General features: G+C 32.4%; 15 protein-coding genes. 13 read left to right on the top strand and 2 right to left on the bottom strand.

Annotation, left to right across the window (positions count from 1 at the left end):
- Positions 1-5: 5 nt before the first annotated feature.
- Positions 6-995: a hypothetical protein gene (locus tag R9X47_RS27935; protein ID WP_432664336.1), complete on the bottom strand. Its 990-nt coding sequence runs from the start codon at positions 993-995 to the stop codon at positions 6-8.
- A 169-nt stretch (positions 996-1164) separates the two neighbouring features.
- On the opposite strand from R9X47_RS27935, the gene R9X47_RS27940 reads away from it, so the two are divergent.
- From R9X47_RS27940 to R9X47_RS27980, 9 genes are all read left to right on the top strand, one after another.
- Positions 1165-2130, top strand: a complete 966-nt coding sequence (locus R9X47_RS27940) for a 2-hydroxyacid dehydrogenase (RefSeq protein WP_432664337.1) — start codon at positions 1165-1167, stop codon at positions 2128-2130.
- Between the two features lie 48 nt (positions 2131-2178).
- Positions 2179-2796, top strand: a complete 618-nt coding sequence (locus R9X47_RS27945) for a metallophosphoesterase (protein ID WP_432664338.1) — start codon at positions 2179-2181, stop codon at positions 2794-2796.
- Between the two features lie 16 nt (positions 2797-2812).
- Positions 2813-3814 (top strand): hypothetical protein, encoded by a 1002-nt coding sequence (locus tag R9X47_RS27950; protein WP_432664339.1) that lies wholly within the window; start codon positions 2813-2815, stop codon positions 3812-3814.
- 213 nt (positions 3815-4027) lie between these two features.
- Positions 4028-5392 carry a PepSY1/2 domain-containing protein gene (locus tag R9X47_RS27955; protein ID WP_432664340.1) on the top strand — a complete coding sequence of 455 codons (1365 nt, stop codon included), beginning with the start codon at positions 4028-4030 and terminating at the stop codon, positions 5390-5392.
- Between the two features lie 10 nt (positions 5393-5402).
- A complete protein-coding gene (locus R9X47_RS27960; RefSeq protein ID WP_432664341.1) occupies positions 5403-6242 on the top strand; it encodes a hypothetical protein in 840 nt (279 codons plus the stop codon).
- A gap of 128 nt (positions 6243-6370) precedes the next feature.
- A complete protein-coding gene (locus R9X47_RS27965) occupies positions 6371-6592 on the top strand; it encodes a hypothetical protein (protein ID WP_432664342.1) in 222 nt (73 codons plus the stop codon).
- A gap of 351 nt (positions 6593-6943) precedes the next feature.
- The gene (locus tag R9X47_RS27970; protein ID WP_432664343.1) at positions 6944-8707 is read left to right on the top strand and encodes an ABC transporter ATP-binding protein; all 1764 of its coding nucleotides are present in this window, start codon (positions 6944-6946) and stop codon (positions 8705-8707) included.
- Positions 8700-10487, top strand: a complete 1788-nt coding sequence (locus R9X47_RS27975; RefSeq protein ID WP_432664344.1) for an ABC transporter ATP-binding protein — start codon at positions 8700-8702, stop codon at positions 10485-10487. Before R9X47_RS27970 ends, R9X47_RS27975 begins: the two co-directional genes overlap by 8 nt.
- A gap of 326 nt (positions 10488-10813) precedes the next feature.
- On the top strand, positions 10814-11317 hold the full coding sequence (locus R9X47_RS27980; protein ID WP_432664345.1) for a hypothetical protein: 504 nt from the start codon (positions 10814-10816) through the stop codon (positions 11315-11317).
- A 162-nt stretch (positions 11318-11479) separates the two neighbouring features.
- Here R9X47_RS27980 and R9X47_RS27985 read toward each other — a convergent pair whose 3' ends face one another.
- Entirely contained in the window at positions 11480-11677 is a 198-nt protein-coding gene (locus R9X47_RS27985; protein ID WP_432664346.1) for a hypothetical protein, read from the bottom strand.
- A gap of 240 nt (positions 11678-11917) precedes the next feature.
- Between R9X47_RS27985 and R9X47_RS27990 the strand changes: the two genes are divergently transcribed.
- The 4 genes from R9X47_RS27990 to R9X47_RS28005 all read left to right on the top strand — a co-directional run bounded on the left by R9X47_RS27990 (position 11918) and on the right by R9X47_RS28005 (position 16269).
- On the top strand, positions 11918-12781 hold the full coding sequence (locus tag R9X47_RS27990; protein WP_432664347.1) for a tyrosine-type recombinase/integrase: 864 nt from the start codon (positions 11918-11920) through the stop codon (positions 12779-12781).
- Positions 12782-12813: 32 nt separating this feature from the next.
- Positions 12814-13737 carry a hypothetical protein gene (locus R9X47_RS27995; RefSeq protein ID WP_432664348.1) on the top strand — a complete coding sequence of 308 codons (924 nt, stop codon included), beginning with the start codon at positions 12814-12816 and terminating at the stop codon, positions 13735-13737.
- A gap of 454 nt (positions 13738-14191) precedes the next feature.
- Positions 14192-15331: a glycerate kinase family protein gene (locus R9X47_RS28000; protein WP_432664349.1), complete on the top strand. Its 1140-nt coding sequence runs from the start codon at positions 14192-14194 to the stop codon at positions 15329-15331.
- A 38-nt stretch (positions 15332-15369) separates the two neighbouring features.
- The gene (locus R9X47_RS28005) at positions 15370-16269 is read left to right on the top strand and encodes a GNAT family N-acetyltransferase (RefSeq protein ID WP_432664350.1); all 900 of its coding nucleotides are present in this window, start codon (positions 15370-15372) and stop codon (positions 16267-16269) included.
- Positions 16270-16321: the final 52 nt, after the last annotated feature.

Raw genomic sequence — 16321 nt, forward strand, 5'->3', positions numbered from 1 at the left:
GAGTTTTACTTAGCAACTTCTTCCTTAATGGCCTCTATATTACTCATAAGTACACTTGCTTTAATTTTAATAATATTTAAATCCTGCAACTTTAATGCCGCCTCAAGATCCTTGACAGAAGTATTTAATTTATTAGCTAGTTCTGTCAACTTCTTTTCTACTAATTGAGACACCAAAGCATCCTTATATATTACCAATTTACTATAGTTTTTTCCTGCCTTTTCATAATCTTTGATTCTACAGTCTAAAATTATCTGTCTAAGGTGATACTTCATGAAATATATTGGACTCGGAACCTTTTTCTTAAAATTATTAATTAAATCAGGAATATAGGATGTCAATTTATTAGCATAAAAAAGACTATCCAAATAATTATATTGAGAAGCGGAAATAGTTAAATTATTTAGTGTGTTCTCAAATCCTTTTATTGCCTCTGGAGAGGCTCCAGATTTAGTAACATGAGATTCAAGCATGTTCCATTTTTTATGTAGCCCTGTTACCTTAGTATTAATACCATGCCAAATAAATACAATATCAGTAGGTATTTCCTTAGAGCCATTTTCCTTTTTATCGGTGGCTTCCGCCTTCAGAACCTCAGATAATAATATATCATTAATAGTTATAGGATCCGGTTCGAACTTTATCAACGAGTCCACTTGACTAGTTGAAGCTTCTTTTTCCTTCTCCTTACCCTCTTCTTCTTTTCCTTGACTACTCTCCTGTGCCCCAGTACCTAACTTAATAGCAAGGTCTTTCTTTTCTTTTTCCTTTTCTTTCTGCATATCGATTTGTCTTCTGTAATAGGAAACCATATCTATTTCAGACATAATGCTAATAATTTCGCCTTCAATTTCATCGACTACTGGAGGCATTTGTTTTGGTTCATTTTCAGATTTAGGAGCTGGTTTCTCCTGTTTTTTTGCACAGGAAGACATCAACATAACAGACAAAAGAATTATTAAAGCATATATTAATAAGATTTTTATTTTTTTCATAATATCACCTCAAAAATATTATTTCCATAGTCTATTTAAACGATACTTTTAAAATGACTTTTTTAAGATTTTTAGGTTATAATTATTTTAGGGACATTTAGTTTTGAATATACATTGAATCTTTATAGCAAAATTAAGAATATATTATATATACATTTGGAGGGTAAATATGGAACAAAAAAAGGTTTTAATTACTAGAATGATACCTGAGGAAGGAATAAACAAGCTTAGAGAATATTTTGAAGTTGAAGTAAATGAACTTGATAGAGCTTATACATATGAAGAATTGAAGGAAAAGGTTAAAGGAAAAGATGGAGTTTTATGTCTGCTATCGGACCAAATTGATGGAGAAATAATGGATGTTGAAGATAGAGTAAAAATCTTTGCTAACTATGCAGTGGGATACAATAACATGGATGTTGAAGCTGCAAAGGCTAGGGATATATACCTTAGCAATACACCAGGTGTTTTAACTGATGCTACAGCTGATATTGCATGGGCTTTACTATTTGCTACGGCAAGGAGAGTAGTTGAAGGGGATAGGTATATTCGAGATGGAAAATTTCTAGGATGGTCTCCTAAATTACTTTTAGGTAGAGACGTAAGCGGTAAAACCATTGGAATTATTGGAGCTGGGAGAATTGGAAGAGCAGTGGCTTTAAGGGCGATGGCATTTAATATGAAAATTCTATACTATAATAGGTCAAGGAAAGAGAACTTTGAAAAAGAGACAGGTGCGGAGTACGTTACTTTTAAGGAACTTCTAGAAAAATCCGACTATGTATCTATACATACACCACTTACTAAGGAAACCACCCATATGATTAGCGATAAGGAATTTGATATGATGAAGGATACAGCAATATTGATTAATACTTCAAGAGGACCAGTAGTAGATGAAAAAGCATTGGTAAGAGCATTGAAAGATAAGAAGATATGGGGTGCTGGATTGGATGTATACGAAAAGGAGCCAGAGGTTGAAGAAGGACTTAAAGATTTGAGTAATGTGGTACTTTGTCCCCACCTAGGTAGCGCCACAGATGAAACAAGGATTAAAATGGCAGTTATGGCAGCAGATAATATTATAGCCGTTTTAAGAGATGGAAAAGTACCTCATAACTGCGTTAGTCTATAGGAGAAAAGATGGTTTTCCACACAATAATATTTAGGGGTTAGAATGAATATGAAAAACATTAGAAGAGGTTTATATTATTTCTTTGGGAAAGTATATATTCCAGAAGAAATAATGAACTGTAAGGAAGAGAAATTATTGCATATCTCAGATACACCATCTAGTTTTTATTCGGGGTTAAACCAATTAATACAGAAGTTGAATCCCAAATATATAGTACATACTGGAGATATGGTTGACAATATAAAGCTAGAGTTGTATCCATCGAAACGAAAGCTATATAGAGATAAGGTTAAGATACTGATAGATATGTTGGAGGATTCTTCTGCCGATAGAATATATATAGTGATGGGTAACCACGATGACTATGAGATTGTTAGCGATTATGCTAAAAGAAGTACTATTATTAAGGAAAGTAGTATTATTGATATCGATAACATACAATATAAGGTCAGTCATTTCTCAAAGGATGTAGCTAACACATCAGCTAAATATAATTTATTTGGACATGATCTGGCAATGATTTCAAGAATAGAGAAAGATAAAGTATACTTGAATGGAATTACTGGGATAAATATAATAGCCCTTAAAAGTGGAAAAATTTTCGTTTTGCCTTATCCTTACGGTACAAACGATGATAGAATGTGTAAATCAAATATAGGGTTATAAAATCGGAGGGATTCATATGCTGTCAATTTTCCGTAGTGGTCCAAAGATTATTATTTTAGAAGGTCCAGCAATTTCTAAAATAAGAGAATATATAATAGAGAATTTTAAGGCAAAGGATTATGATATACATACGGCCTTTGAGAAATCAACAGAAAATACGACGATTATATTTATGACTAATAAGAAAAAGGATCTGATAAAGGATAAAGATATAGGTAAGGTTTTGTTCCTTGAGAATCAAGCTGAGGATGTGCTATGTAGAATAATAAATGATAAGAAATGTGATGTGATTTCCTATTCAAGGATGGCACCGCGAATAATAATTATGAAGACCTTTGGAAATACGGATAAGGTCATAGATCAACTTGTAAAAGATTATGGGGGAGAAGCAGGAGATTTCAACGAGATGCTGGAAAACACTAATAAAGGTACGGTTATAACCTTTACTCAAAAGAAAATTGGTGAGCCAATAAGCATTTCAGATTTGCATGGAAGATCTGTCCATATTAATAGTGATTATCCAAGGGTAATGAGACAACTAAAAATTCATGACTTAAAGTATCTAAACATGGGATTTGATAATAAAGACTGGTATGAGTTAGTTATAAAAATCTATGATAGCTATGGAGAATATATGCTTCACTATCAAAGGCTACTTAAAGTACTTGAACATTTGGAGGTTGGTTTTATACTGGGAGAAGCTTGGGGGAAGGATGCAGCAACAGTATTTTTATCTGTAGGTGTATATCGAATTAGATTCTTTACATATCATGAGCCTAAATATATAAAGAAAATACTACTAGGCCTTGAATACCTTGATGATGGCACTAGAATAGTTGACCTGGATCTATATCATAAAAGAAGAAAGATATACTGGACTGACATTATGCAAAAGGGTTTAAGGGATAAAGAAGAATTAAGTAAAATATATAGAGATGAAGTTTTTTCCCAGCTTAATAAGACTACAAAGGAAGAAATAATTGAAATGGAAAAGGAGATTCTTAATACAAGATCATAGAAAAAGAATAGACTTTAAAGATATATTTTTATATTATTACCGGGGAAATGAACAAGTAATGACACTAATACCTAATATTAGTGTTATTTTTCTTTTGAATATGAAAGATAAATGTTAAAATATTAGATGAATTAACTAATTTTGGAAGAGAAATTTAAGGGAGTAACAAAACAGTTATGTTTTATATAATTATTTACCAGGGGGATTGTGGATATGAAAATTGAAGATGGATATAAGAAAAAAATTATTTCAATATTATTGATTGTAGCACTTTCTTTTTCAGCCATATGGGCATATAGGCAATGGAGGCTCTTGCAAAACTTTATTGAAGAAAAAAGCGGGTATATGTTGAAGCGATATCAGCAACAAAATAGATGCTTAAGAGAGCTAGAAAAGATTACTACCGAGATAATTTTATTAAATGAGATTTCAGAAGAAGTAATAGAAGATATCCAATATTTTAAGGACGAATATTTTAGATACGAAGCATTACCAGATTATTATAGACATGGATATTCAAAAAACAGAATAGATGATTCTGAGTTGGAAACGCTTATTTGGGAGACAAACAGATTTCTACGGTATGCATCTAGTGGCAAGGTAAAGCTTACAGAAAAGAATAAAGAATTTTTAAGAAAGATAAACAATAAGGTCCAAGAGATAAACTCAATTAAAGAAAAATATGAGTTTGCAATTGAGGCAGAAGAATATGAAAGATTATTTTATAGTAAGGTTTTAGCAGATGCTATTAATGAAATGAACGATTCGATTGATATAGCTTGGTTAAGAGAATTAGATTATGAAACAGAATATAGGAAAAAAAGTAATACTAAGAAACCTAACCCAGAAAAGGTTTATGGCGAAAAAGTTTTTTCGGAGGATGAAGCGAAGGAAGTTGCCCAAAGGTTCTTAGGTGATTTAGGTAATATTGAGAGAAAATCTGGTGGCGGTGAAAGCCGATACGATGATGAAAAGATGATAGAGCGTGTTAGGTTTAGGTCTGACAATGGCTATGCAGTAGAAGTGTATATTCAAGGAGGAAAGATAAAAAGTATATCAGATAGGGAATGGGATGATTTCATTGAAGAGAATGGAAAAGAATTTAATGAGTCGAAAATTAATATTTCTGAGGAAGAAGCAATAAATAAGCTTATGGACTTTCTTAAGCAACGAGGCTTTAACTCATTAGAAGTAATTGAAGTAGATAAGTATGGTCCTGAACTAGAGGTTCGGTTTGCAGAGAATAACGGAAGATATATTAATATGGTTGCAGATATCGATAGTAAAGTTAACCTTATAGACGAAGGAAGGCTATTGGAGTTATCCTTTTATGGATATTGGGAAGGATTAGCCTATGATGACTCTGGGTATGATGAGGCTCTAAAGGGCTATGAGACGGCAAAGAGTGAGTTAGATACTGAAACAGCTATTATTGATGAAAAGCTTGTTGGACGAAGGGGAGAAGGGTTTGCGTTAGACTTCTATTGGAGGTTCACAATAGAAGACGAAGGTGAGCAATACCATATATATATTAATCCTGAGACGGGAAAGAAAGATGTTAGAAAGATAAAAAGATAGTGGGGTGCCAATGATTAAATCTATATATAAAGTAGCGATATTTATAGTTACAATAACTTTGTTGATAGCCACCACAGCGGGATGTAAATCAGAACCAAAGCATTTCAGTGCAAACTTTCCAGAAAAAGAAATAGACTTTACTGAAAAGGACGTGTACGATAATAAATTTATTAGAGTTGAACCAATTAAAGTCAATACGAAAGATGATGAAATCAAAATTCTATTAAGGATGGGACCATCTGAAAAGCTTTTAAGTATGGGATTTGATGAGTTCAAGCTTCCAAACCTTTTATTAAAGATTAGTAAAGATGGAGAGAACTTTGAAGATATACAGACCTCGGAAATTAAAGAGGAAACGGGAAACGATGAAAAAGGAGATTATAGGATTATAACCTATAAAGTTCAAGACTTCGTATATGATAAGAAAACAAAATTTAGAATGTGTCTAAGTGGAGGAAGTGCTTGGAGGAGTGAAGATAGATACTACTCCTATGATAAGGACGATAGCATGGTATTAAAGAAATACGATGATTTAGGCATTTTTAAGCTTCGAAGTATAGAAGAAGTGAATAGGAAAAAGAAAAATATTGTAGTTAAGGTCGAATTCATTACAAAGCATAGATATCCCATTATACCCTATTTTAATCTAGTAAAAGAGAGTGGTGAAGAGCTAGAGATGCAAAGTTATAGTGGATATTCAACATATGAACAGGGTATGATAGAAGGTAGGACATATTATTTTGAATCTGAATCAGGCCTTGCTGATGGACGTGAAGTGAAGCTGCATATGTATAAGCTGTTTATGTACTTTGTACATTCAAGTTCGAGGTATTTAGAATTTGAAATATAGAGGCTGATTTTGAGAAAATGATTAATTCCTATATCAAAAATCTATATCAACTATTAAAATCCTTTATGCATGTTCAAAAACTAAATATGCTATAATGACAAATAAAAAGGCTTATTAGGAGGACTAGCATGTTTAAGTTTGTTGACAGCCTATCATTTACAATGCTTATTTTTATATCTATATTGATGTTATTAGCGCCATTTAAACCAATGCCCCATGTCGTTGAGAAAATAATTATGCTTAAAAATGGTGAATTAAAAAAAGGTATAGACATTCTTGATTTATTTTACCATTTTGTACCGACTTTTTTACTTATTATAAAAACTTATAGGTTTTATAAAGCTAATTAAGAAATAAATATTTTGAGATTATACTTAAGAGAACTGATGAAGAGAGAGTAATAAACAAGACTTTATCATAGTAGATTTAAAATCTATTATGATAAAGTCTTGTTTATTTTTATCAGATTAAAATCTAGTCCTATAAGCCTTTCATAATATGTTCCTTGTGAAATAGCATGTAACAATAGGATTTGAAAGGAAAATCTTTGAAATCATTTTTTCACAACCTACAGGAAAGACTAAAAATGAATATATTTCAGCCTTTGTAGAAATTACCAAACTCATCATCATAAAAATCTATGGAACAAATCAAGGCATAAGAGAATATTTAGTATATATCAGAAAGTTAGGGAGGAAGAAATGAAAAATCTATTAAGATTATCTAACTATATTAAGAAGTACTCCATGTATTCACTACTAGCTATCATATCTATGTTTGTTGAGGTTGTAGCGGGACTTTATATTCCTTTTTTGATGACGAAGATTATTGATGAGGCTTTACCGTCAGGAGATTTGAATTTGCTAAGAAATACAGCATTGATGATGATTTTTATGGCGTTAGGAACGATAATAGCTGGCCTTATAAACAACTATTGTGCTCAATATATTGCACAATATGCAACTGCAAATTTGCGACTAGATTTGTTTAAAAAAATTCAAACACTATCCTTTGTAAATGTTGATAAGTTTAAAACAGGTAGGTTAATTACATCATCAACAAACGACATGCTACAAATAAAAACATTGTTTATGCTCATGTTTAGGTCAATTATTAGAGGACCATTAATGTTAATAGGTGGTTTGATTCTAGCTATTAGGACATCGATGAATTTGTCAGGCATATATTTAATTATCATTCCTGCTCTGATAATTGGGATTGGTATTATTATGGCAAAGGCACTTCCTAAGTTCACCCAGGTACAGAAGGAATTAGATGATGTTAATAATATTGTATTGGAGAGTGTTAACGCACCTAGAGTAATTAAGTCTTTCGTAAATATGGAGTATGAAAATAAACGTTTTACTGAGAAAAATGAAAACTATAGAAAAATTTCCACAAGTGCAAATAAGATCATAGCATTCGCAATGCCCGTTATAACAATTGTAGTTAATCTAGGAATAGCAAGTATTTTGTTTTTAAGTGCAAGCCTTATTGAGAAAGGGATCTTAGTATCAAATGGAGTTGCAGATGCAGGTATAATAATGGCTTTTTTCAATTATACAATGCAGATCCTTATGGGGCTTCTTATGCTTGCCATGATGCTAATATTTGTTTCTCGTGCAGAAGTTAGTGCAAAGCGTGTTAATGAGATATTTGATGAAATAAGCGACCTCACTAATAGTCCATGGGCCATTAAAGACTTTAAATTAACCGGAAAAGTAGAATTCAGAAATGTTGACTTTTCATATTCACGTGACGGAAACAATGTTTTGAGTGATATTTCCTTTAAAGTGGAACCAGGAGAAACTATAGGAATCATTGGTTCAACAGGTACAGGTAAATCAACACTAGTACAATTACTCCCAAGGCTATATGATGCTAAAAATGGAGAAGTATTACTTGATGGACATAATGTTAAAGATTTAGATATCGAATCACTAAGAGAGCAAGTTAGTATGGCGTCCCAAAAACCGATTATATTTTCTGGGAGCATAAAGAGTAATATCTTGCAGGGCAACGAAAATGCAAGCTATGAAGAAATAAGAGAAGCATCAAAAAGAGCTGCGGCCTTAGAATTTATTGAAAAACTTGAGAAGCAATTTGACTCAGAGGTTCATCAAAAAGGAGCGAATCTTTCAGGAGGGCAAAAACAAAGATTATCACTTACAAGGGCATTTATTAGAAAACCAGCAATTATGATTTTAGATGATGTAACCAGCGCAGTAGATGCTAAAAGTGAAGAGCAGATAAAAAGTAATATAGAGAAACTAAGTAAAAACATGACAACCTTTATTATTTCACAGAAAATATCTACAATAATTGATGCAGATAAGATAATTGTACTAAACAATTATGGTAAGCTTGATGGGTTTGGAACTCACGATGAAATGCTAAAGTCCAGTAAAGTATATCAAGAAATTTATAACTCTCAATTTGGAATTGGAGGTTCTGTAAATGAGTAGAGGACCAGGACGGGGACAAGATGTTTATACAGGAAAGGGTGCCAAGGATTTTAAAGGGACTCTTGTAAGAATTCTCTCGTACCTACTAAAATATAAGGTTGGCTTGATTGTCGTATTTTTTTCAACCATAGCAGGGGCTTTATTTAATCTTGCTATTCCATATATATTTAGTATCACAATTGATCGATACATACTTAAACTCGATTATGATGGCATTTTAAGGATGTCTATAATACTAGTGGTCATTGGAATATTTGGAGGCTTTTTCAGCTGGCTTCAATCCTATATGATGGCAGTAATTTCACAAAAAACCGTTAGGGATATTAGACAGGATGCCTTTGATCAATTACAAGTATTACCCCTTAAATATTATGATATGAACCAAAGCGGTGCCATTATGAGTCGATTGACCAATGACATGGAGCTTATTAGCTCAGCACTTAGCCAAACCGTCGTACAACTTGTAACAAGTGTGATTACAGTTATTGGCTCTGTAATAATGATGTTTATTGCAAGCTGGCAATTGGCAATAATCACAATAATATTTATACCACCGATGATTATATTTACAATTATAATTGCTAAAAGAACCTTTAAAAACTTTAAGGAGCAACAGAAGCATTTAGCATCTATAAATGGAATAGTCGAAGAGTCTATAGGCGGTCTAAATGCAGTCAAACTTTATAATCAAGAAGAAAATGTAATTAAAGAGTTTGAGAAGAAAAACGAAGCCCTTAAAAAAGCCGGCTTTAAGGCACAACTTTACTCGGGAGTTGTAATGCCAGTTATTAATTTTATTAATAATTTTGTTTATGTCGTTATAGTTGTTGCAGGTGGCTATATGGCGATCAGGTTTAACACTGTATCGGTTGGACAAATAGCTGCTGTGTCTGCATATGCAAGACAATTTACGAGACCAATCAGTCAACTTGCCCAATTATTCAATACATTACAGCAAGCTGTTGCTGGAGCTGAAAGAGTTTTTGAAATCATTGATGAGAAGAATGAATATATTAATGACACTGGTATTAGGATAGAGGAAATAGAGGGAAACGTTGAATTTAGAAATGTTTATTTCGGATACGCTAAGGAGAAAAAAGTATTAAAGGACATAACCTTTGAAGCAAGTGCAGGAGAAACCATTGCAATTGTTGGACCCACAGGAAGTGGAAAGACTACGATAATCAATTTGATCAATCGATTTTATGATGTCGACGAAGGCGAGATATTTGTGGATGGTCGCAATATCAATGATATCAAGAAGGATAACTTAAGATCTAAGGTCGGAGTAGTTTTACAAGATACAAACCTTTTTAGTGGAACTGTCTATGATAATATAAAGTACGGGAAAATGGATGCTACCGATGAGGAAATAATGGAGGCAGCACGTCTTGCTAATGCAGATGGATTTATTTCAAGATTACCTGAAGGTTATAAAACCGATGTATATGAAGGCGGTCAGAATTTTTCACAGGGTGAAAGGCAATTAATCTCTATTGCAAGAACGATCCTCTCTAATCCAGATATATTGATTCTTGATGAGGCAACATCAAATGTTGATACTAGAACAGAATCTAAGATTCAAGAGAGTATGGACTATCTAATGGAGGGAAGAACAAGCTTTGTAATTGCCCATAGACTTCAAACAATTAGAAATGCAGATAAGATACTAGTTATAAAGGACGGTAGAATTATTGAGAAAGGAAGTCATAAAGAGTTGTTAAGTCAAAAAGGTTTTTACTATGATTTATACACAACGCAATTTAAGGATGCGGGTTAATAAAGCATCTGTCATATAGAAGATGGATTTATAAATAAAAGTCGATTATGATTCCGTTCTATGGGTGTTTCAGATATTTGTTATTCTGATGCACTCCTATTTTTTATAAATTGCTAGGTAAATCAGCGTAATGATATGTTAAAATAATGAATCAACCACACGAAAAATAGAGGAAATTTAAAATATTGGTAGAATTCTCTAAAGATGTCGCTTTTTTCATAGGGATTAGTACTTATGTTGAAATAAATAGAACAGATTATTAAGCAAGTCGAATTTATTATGGAACTATACAACAGAATATTTTATAGATTTTAAGGGGGCTAACAATGGATCCAGTAAACAAGCAAATAGTAGAAAGTGTTTTTTTAGCTAATAGAACTGAAATATTAAATAGTACTAAAAAAACTGCAATTATAGCAATGGCATGTATGTTGTTTTTCCTATTTACCGAGAGGATATTTTCATTCGCATCGATAATTTATATTTCTATAGTTAGTATAATCATAGCAGTAATACAATTTTTAGTTATGAAAAGATATAAAGCTAGCATATTTGAAAACAAAATTGTATTTGAAAAGTATGGTGAATACGAATATAGTTACGATAATATCAGCATGATAATAGTTGGAGATGTTGAAGTAAAAGGTTCAAGATTTGCTCATAGAGTTTTTGGAATAGAAGTATTTTATTCAGAGCAGGGATATGATGGGAAACAGATTAGTTCAGATGTGTTTAAGTTAAAATATTTTAAGAACTATGATGCTTTGATAGATGAGATTAAGAAAAAGTGTGATATACACAATATAAAGCTTGAAGATACAAGAGAGTAAAATTTGTGATCGTTTAACTAAGATGGTGTTTTTAGCAGAAGCACCATCTTTTTTATATTCCAAATATAACCATGTCTCTAATCATTGACAGAAATATTAAATAGAAATATAATAGACTTACAAGTCTAGACTTTGAGGTCTAGACTCTGGAGTCGAAAAAAGCTACATTTTTTTATTATTTGATTCTTCCTTTGGTGTTTGAACTACGCCTTTATTGATGAGACTTGCGTCATAGTGTGACAAATAGCCACCAAAGTCGTCGTCATCATCAGCTGTACCTAGTTTGTGAGCGATTTTAGACTCAACTTCATCTAAGGCAACTTTCTTTCTAAAAGCATGTAACCTTTTTTCTTTAGACATGAAATCAACTCCTTACATTAAGGTGTATTTATAGTATATCTAGATTAAATAAATTTATGAGCCAATTAAAAAGATATGAGACTAAACATTTAAAATATAGAAAGTTTTATTTGAAAATTATTTAAAGATTGACTTTAACTATTTTGCAAATAATTAGAGAATCATTAAAAGTGAGAAGCCAGGCAGTAATTCAGTAATATTATTGAGGTTAGGAATAATAGGGGAGAAAGGTGAGAGAAAATGTTGCTTCATGAAGCCATAGAAAAATTCAAACAATACCTAATTACGATGGATAAAAGTACAGAAACTATAAGGAGTTACATGTCAGATCTATGCTCTTTTGAATATTTCCTTGAAAAAAAACACAACTGCCCCTTATATATAGATGAAATACAAACTGAAGATATAGAAGACTATCTCTACTGGCTAAAGGAGAAAAGAGCTTTAAAAGCAGTTAGTAGAAGCAGAAATCTTTATACCATTAGATCATTTTGGAAATATACACATAACAAAGGACTTTGCCCTAGAAATATAACTGTATCATTAGAACCAATTAGATCACAGAAGAAAGAAAGAACTTATTTATCGATAGATGAAGCAGATCAATTTATAGGAGCCATAAAACACTCGTTAATCAAAGTAGTTGCGCAGACTTTGTACTATACAGGTATGAGAATTAGTGAATGTCTTAATCTAAAGTTAATGGATGTGGATATTGATAATCAAATAATCCATGTAATCAATGGAAAGGGGAAAAAGGATAGACAAATACCTATTAGTAAAAACTTACTTACAATATTTAAAAATTACTTAGACAATCTACGTCCTAAGGTTGACAGCAATAACTTTTTTGCTACGAAAAAAACTGGACGTTTAAGTTCCACGTACGTAAATAGAGTATTCCAGGAGATTACCTTAGAACTTGGCTGGAAAAAGCGTGTTACTGCTCATATATTGCGTCACAGCTTTGCTTCAAACCTAATTAAAAATGGGGTGAATCTGGTTCACGTGCAAAAGCTATTAGGTCATTCTAACCTAAAAGTAACCTCTGTATATACCCATGCAAACATGGATGACTTAAGTGAGGCTATAAATGTATTGTAAAGGATCAATTTAAATCGAAAGGTGGTTTTTTTATGTCTACAGACTTTCAAAAAAATGGCTATCCTGAAGAGGAGCTATACAATGATGATGCTGGTTATGCCGACGAAGTATATACATCGAAAGATCTGACAAGAGACATATCATCAGAAGAAATATCTGCTGCTTTACAAAACGGTAGAGCAGCTGATTATGATGACAAATATATACTAAAAAAATTAATGGAAGGCTTATCTAGAGAAGAATTGGCTCTTAAACTTGATCATAAAAGCTATAGAACCTTGGATATGTATATGCGACGCCGAGGTTATAAATGGGATGGCATCAGGCAGATATATGTATTAAGGCCAGAAACGAATGTAACGTCGCCATCATCTTTTGGTACTGCTAAGGCAGAGCGAGTGGTATCCTTATTTAAGGCAGGTATTGATCCAAGAGAAATAGCTAAGAGAGTTGGTATGAAAGATCATAGGGCAATGGCAATGTATATGAAATCTAAGGGATATATATGGTCAAGCGAAAAACAGACATATGTATTGCTGAAAGGTGAGATCTCTACAACAAACAATAATAAGAATACCGAAGTAATGGCTACAGAAAAAGCATTTATACTAGAATCTGAGCAATATACTGAAGAAAATAGAAATATTTCTCTTGAAGAAAAATTTAAGGGTGAAAGATGGGAAAAACTTGTCCCAATGCTGGAAATGCTCGACCGAAACAAAGATAAGCTAATTCAGCTTCTTGCTATTAACGAAGGTGGAACTATTCCACGCTATGTTGTAGGTGGAATAACTATAACTAAATCTCTCTGTATTTCCCATTCTTTAGGAGAGTTAATCAAGGATTTCAGTAAAGAGAAGAATATCAGTCAGAAAGAAATCTTTGAAGTTGCAATTATTGAATTTCTAAAAAAATATGGCTATGAAAATGAAATCAATGCTCTTTTTGTACCTTAAACATTAATATCACGTCATGTGAAGATTTGGCAGTTTTTCTATCTTACTAAAAAATAATGATATAGATTTTGAGAACAGATCTTTATGATCCTATTATCTGAATAATAGAATCATAAAGATCTGATTTTTTTTATGTAAGAGAAAATTCTTTGAAATGATATCACGACTACTATAGTGGGAGAAGAAGGAATAATATTTAATTATGATTATATAAAGTAGCGAAGCCAAAATAGGCATATACATTACAAAAATAGAGGAATGAAGAAATAATAGTAGAATTATCAATCGTATACAACTAAATGGAAACACATTTATATATTATAAAGGCTACAGGATTATTGTATATGAACTTAATGGAGATAAAATAGAGACTGTAATATTAAATGCTGATGGAGTATAGGGGAATTATTAACTATATAGTAAAAAATAATTTTCAGAAAAGGAGCATAATTCAATGAACATTCTGGTGGCACCGGATTCTTTTAAAGGAAGCTTAAGTGCTAAAGAGTTTTGTGATATTGCTGAAAGGGCAATAAAGAGAATTCTACCTAATGCCAATGTTATCAAGGTACCCTTGGCAGATGGTGGAGAAGGAACTGTGGAAGCCCTTGTGCTTAATACTTGCGGAAAGATTATTAATAAAACTGTGACGGGTCCATTGGGAGAAAAGGTCGAGGCAGTGTTTGGTGTCTTAGGAGATGGAAAAACTGCGGTTTTAGAAATGGCAAGTGCTTCTGGTCTCCCCTTAGTACCGAAGGATAAAAGAAACCCGATGATTACTACAACCTTTGGAACGGGCGAGCTTGTCCAGGAAGCACTAGACATGGGCTGTGATAAAATCATTCTAGGAATAGGAGGAAGCGCAACAAATGATGGTGGTGCAGGAATGCTTCAAGCATTGGGATATAAACTATTAAATGATAAAGGAGACCCGATACATAAAGGAGCTCGGGGTCTTTTAGAACTTAATTATATAGATATGTATGGATTAGATTCAAGAATTGAAGATATAGACTTTTTAGTAGCATGTGATGTAGAGAATCCTCTCTATGGTAAGAATGGAGCAGCTTATGTATATGGTCCCCAAAAGGGAGCTGAAGAAGAGATGGTTCCTATTCTAGATGAAGCATTAAAGAATTTTGATAAGATTATACAAAAAGATCTTAAAAAGCAAGTAGCTTATGTTCCTGGGGCGGGAGCTGCAGGAGGCTTTGGAGCAGGACTATTGGCATTTTTAGATGCAGAACTGAAACCAGGACTTGAAATCATTATGAATACTATCAACTTGGAAGAAATCTTTTATAAAAATAAGATTGATCTCGTTATAACTGGAGAAGGAGAAATTAATTACCAGACAATCAATGGGAAACTTCCTGTGGGCATAGCTAAACTTGCAAAAAAATATGATGTACCTGTTGTTGCAATTGTAGGATCTATTGGAGAAGGTTTTGAAAAAGTATATGAAAAGGGAATAGATAGTGTGATTAGCATCATAAATCGTCCTATGAGTTTAGATAAAGCTATGGAGAAGGCTCCAGAACTTTTAGAAGATGTAATATCTAGGATAATGAAGTTGCTAACAATATTAAACTAAGCTAAGTAGAATGTTATGCTTTCTAAGGGGGAAAGTACATGAAGATATATCCATTTACAGACTTAAAAGAGGAACAAACAAAAGAACTATACGATTTTATTATGAGCTTTGGTTCAAACTCCTATTTTGACAGTTACGATGAAATGATTAGGGATTATAATGGCCCCGTATTTAATAAGGGAACAACTTACTTTTCTTTATGGGATGGGAATTTATTAAAGGGTACAATTGGCATCATAACTAAGGATGTAGAAGAAAAAGGAGAAGTTTTTATTACATCAATAAACGTATTAGAGGAAGATAAAATAGTCTTCAAAAAACTTTTGAAGAAGGGGATAGAAGAATCTATAAAGATAAGTCCTCAAAAGATGAAAATTGGAATTCATTCAAATAAGAAGTACTTAATACCTTTTGTAGAAGAATCAGACTTCAAAGGTGTATATGAAGCTGTTATTTTAAGATTAAAATCATATGATGATTTGAATGAGATTGAAACACATGATGAAATTTCCTTTGAAAATCTTTCTGAAAAAAATAAAATGCATTTCAAAGATGTACATAATGAAGGTTTTTTAAATTCTCCTAATGGTGCGATGCTAACTGATGAGCAAATTGATGAAATGCTACAAAAGAATGGCGAGAAGCCTAATATAGTAAAAATATGCTATATGAATGACGAACCTGTAGGGATATATGAGTTGATACTTAAAAGGCATGTGGGCTGGATTGAAGCAATAGCTATATCATCAAAATGGCAAGGAAAAGGCCTTGGTAAGTTATTGCTAAAAGAAGCTGTGGACAATTTACTTAATATTGGAGCAACGGAAATAAAGTTATTTGTAATTAGCTCGAATGAAAAAGCTTATAAATTATATTTAAAGTATGGATTTGAAATAGAAAAGATTACAAGTCATTGGTTTGAAAAAGATATAAAATAATATATATGAGACTAAAAAGGAGGATTCTTTAGAACAAAGAGTTCTCCTTTCT

Source organism: Wukongibacter baidiensis (genome assembly GCF_050888315.1).
Lineage (GTDB): Bacteria > Bacillota > Clostridia > Peptostreptococcales > Caminicellaceae > Wukongibacter > Wukongibacter baidiensis.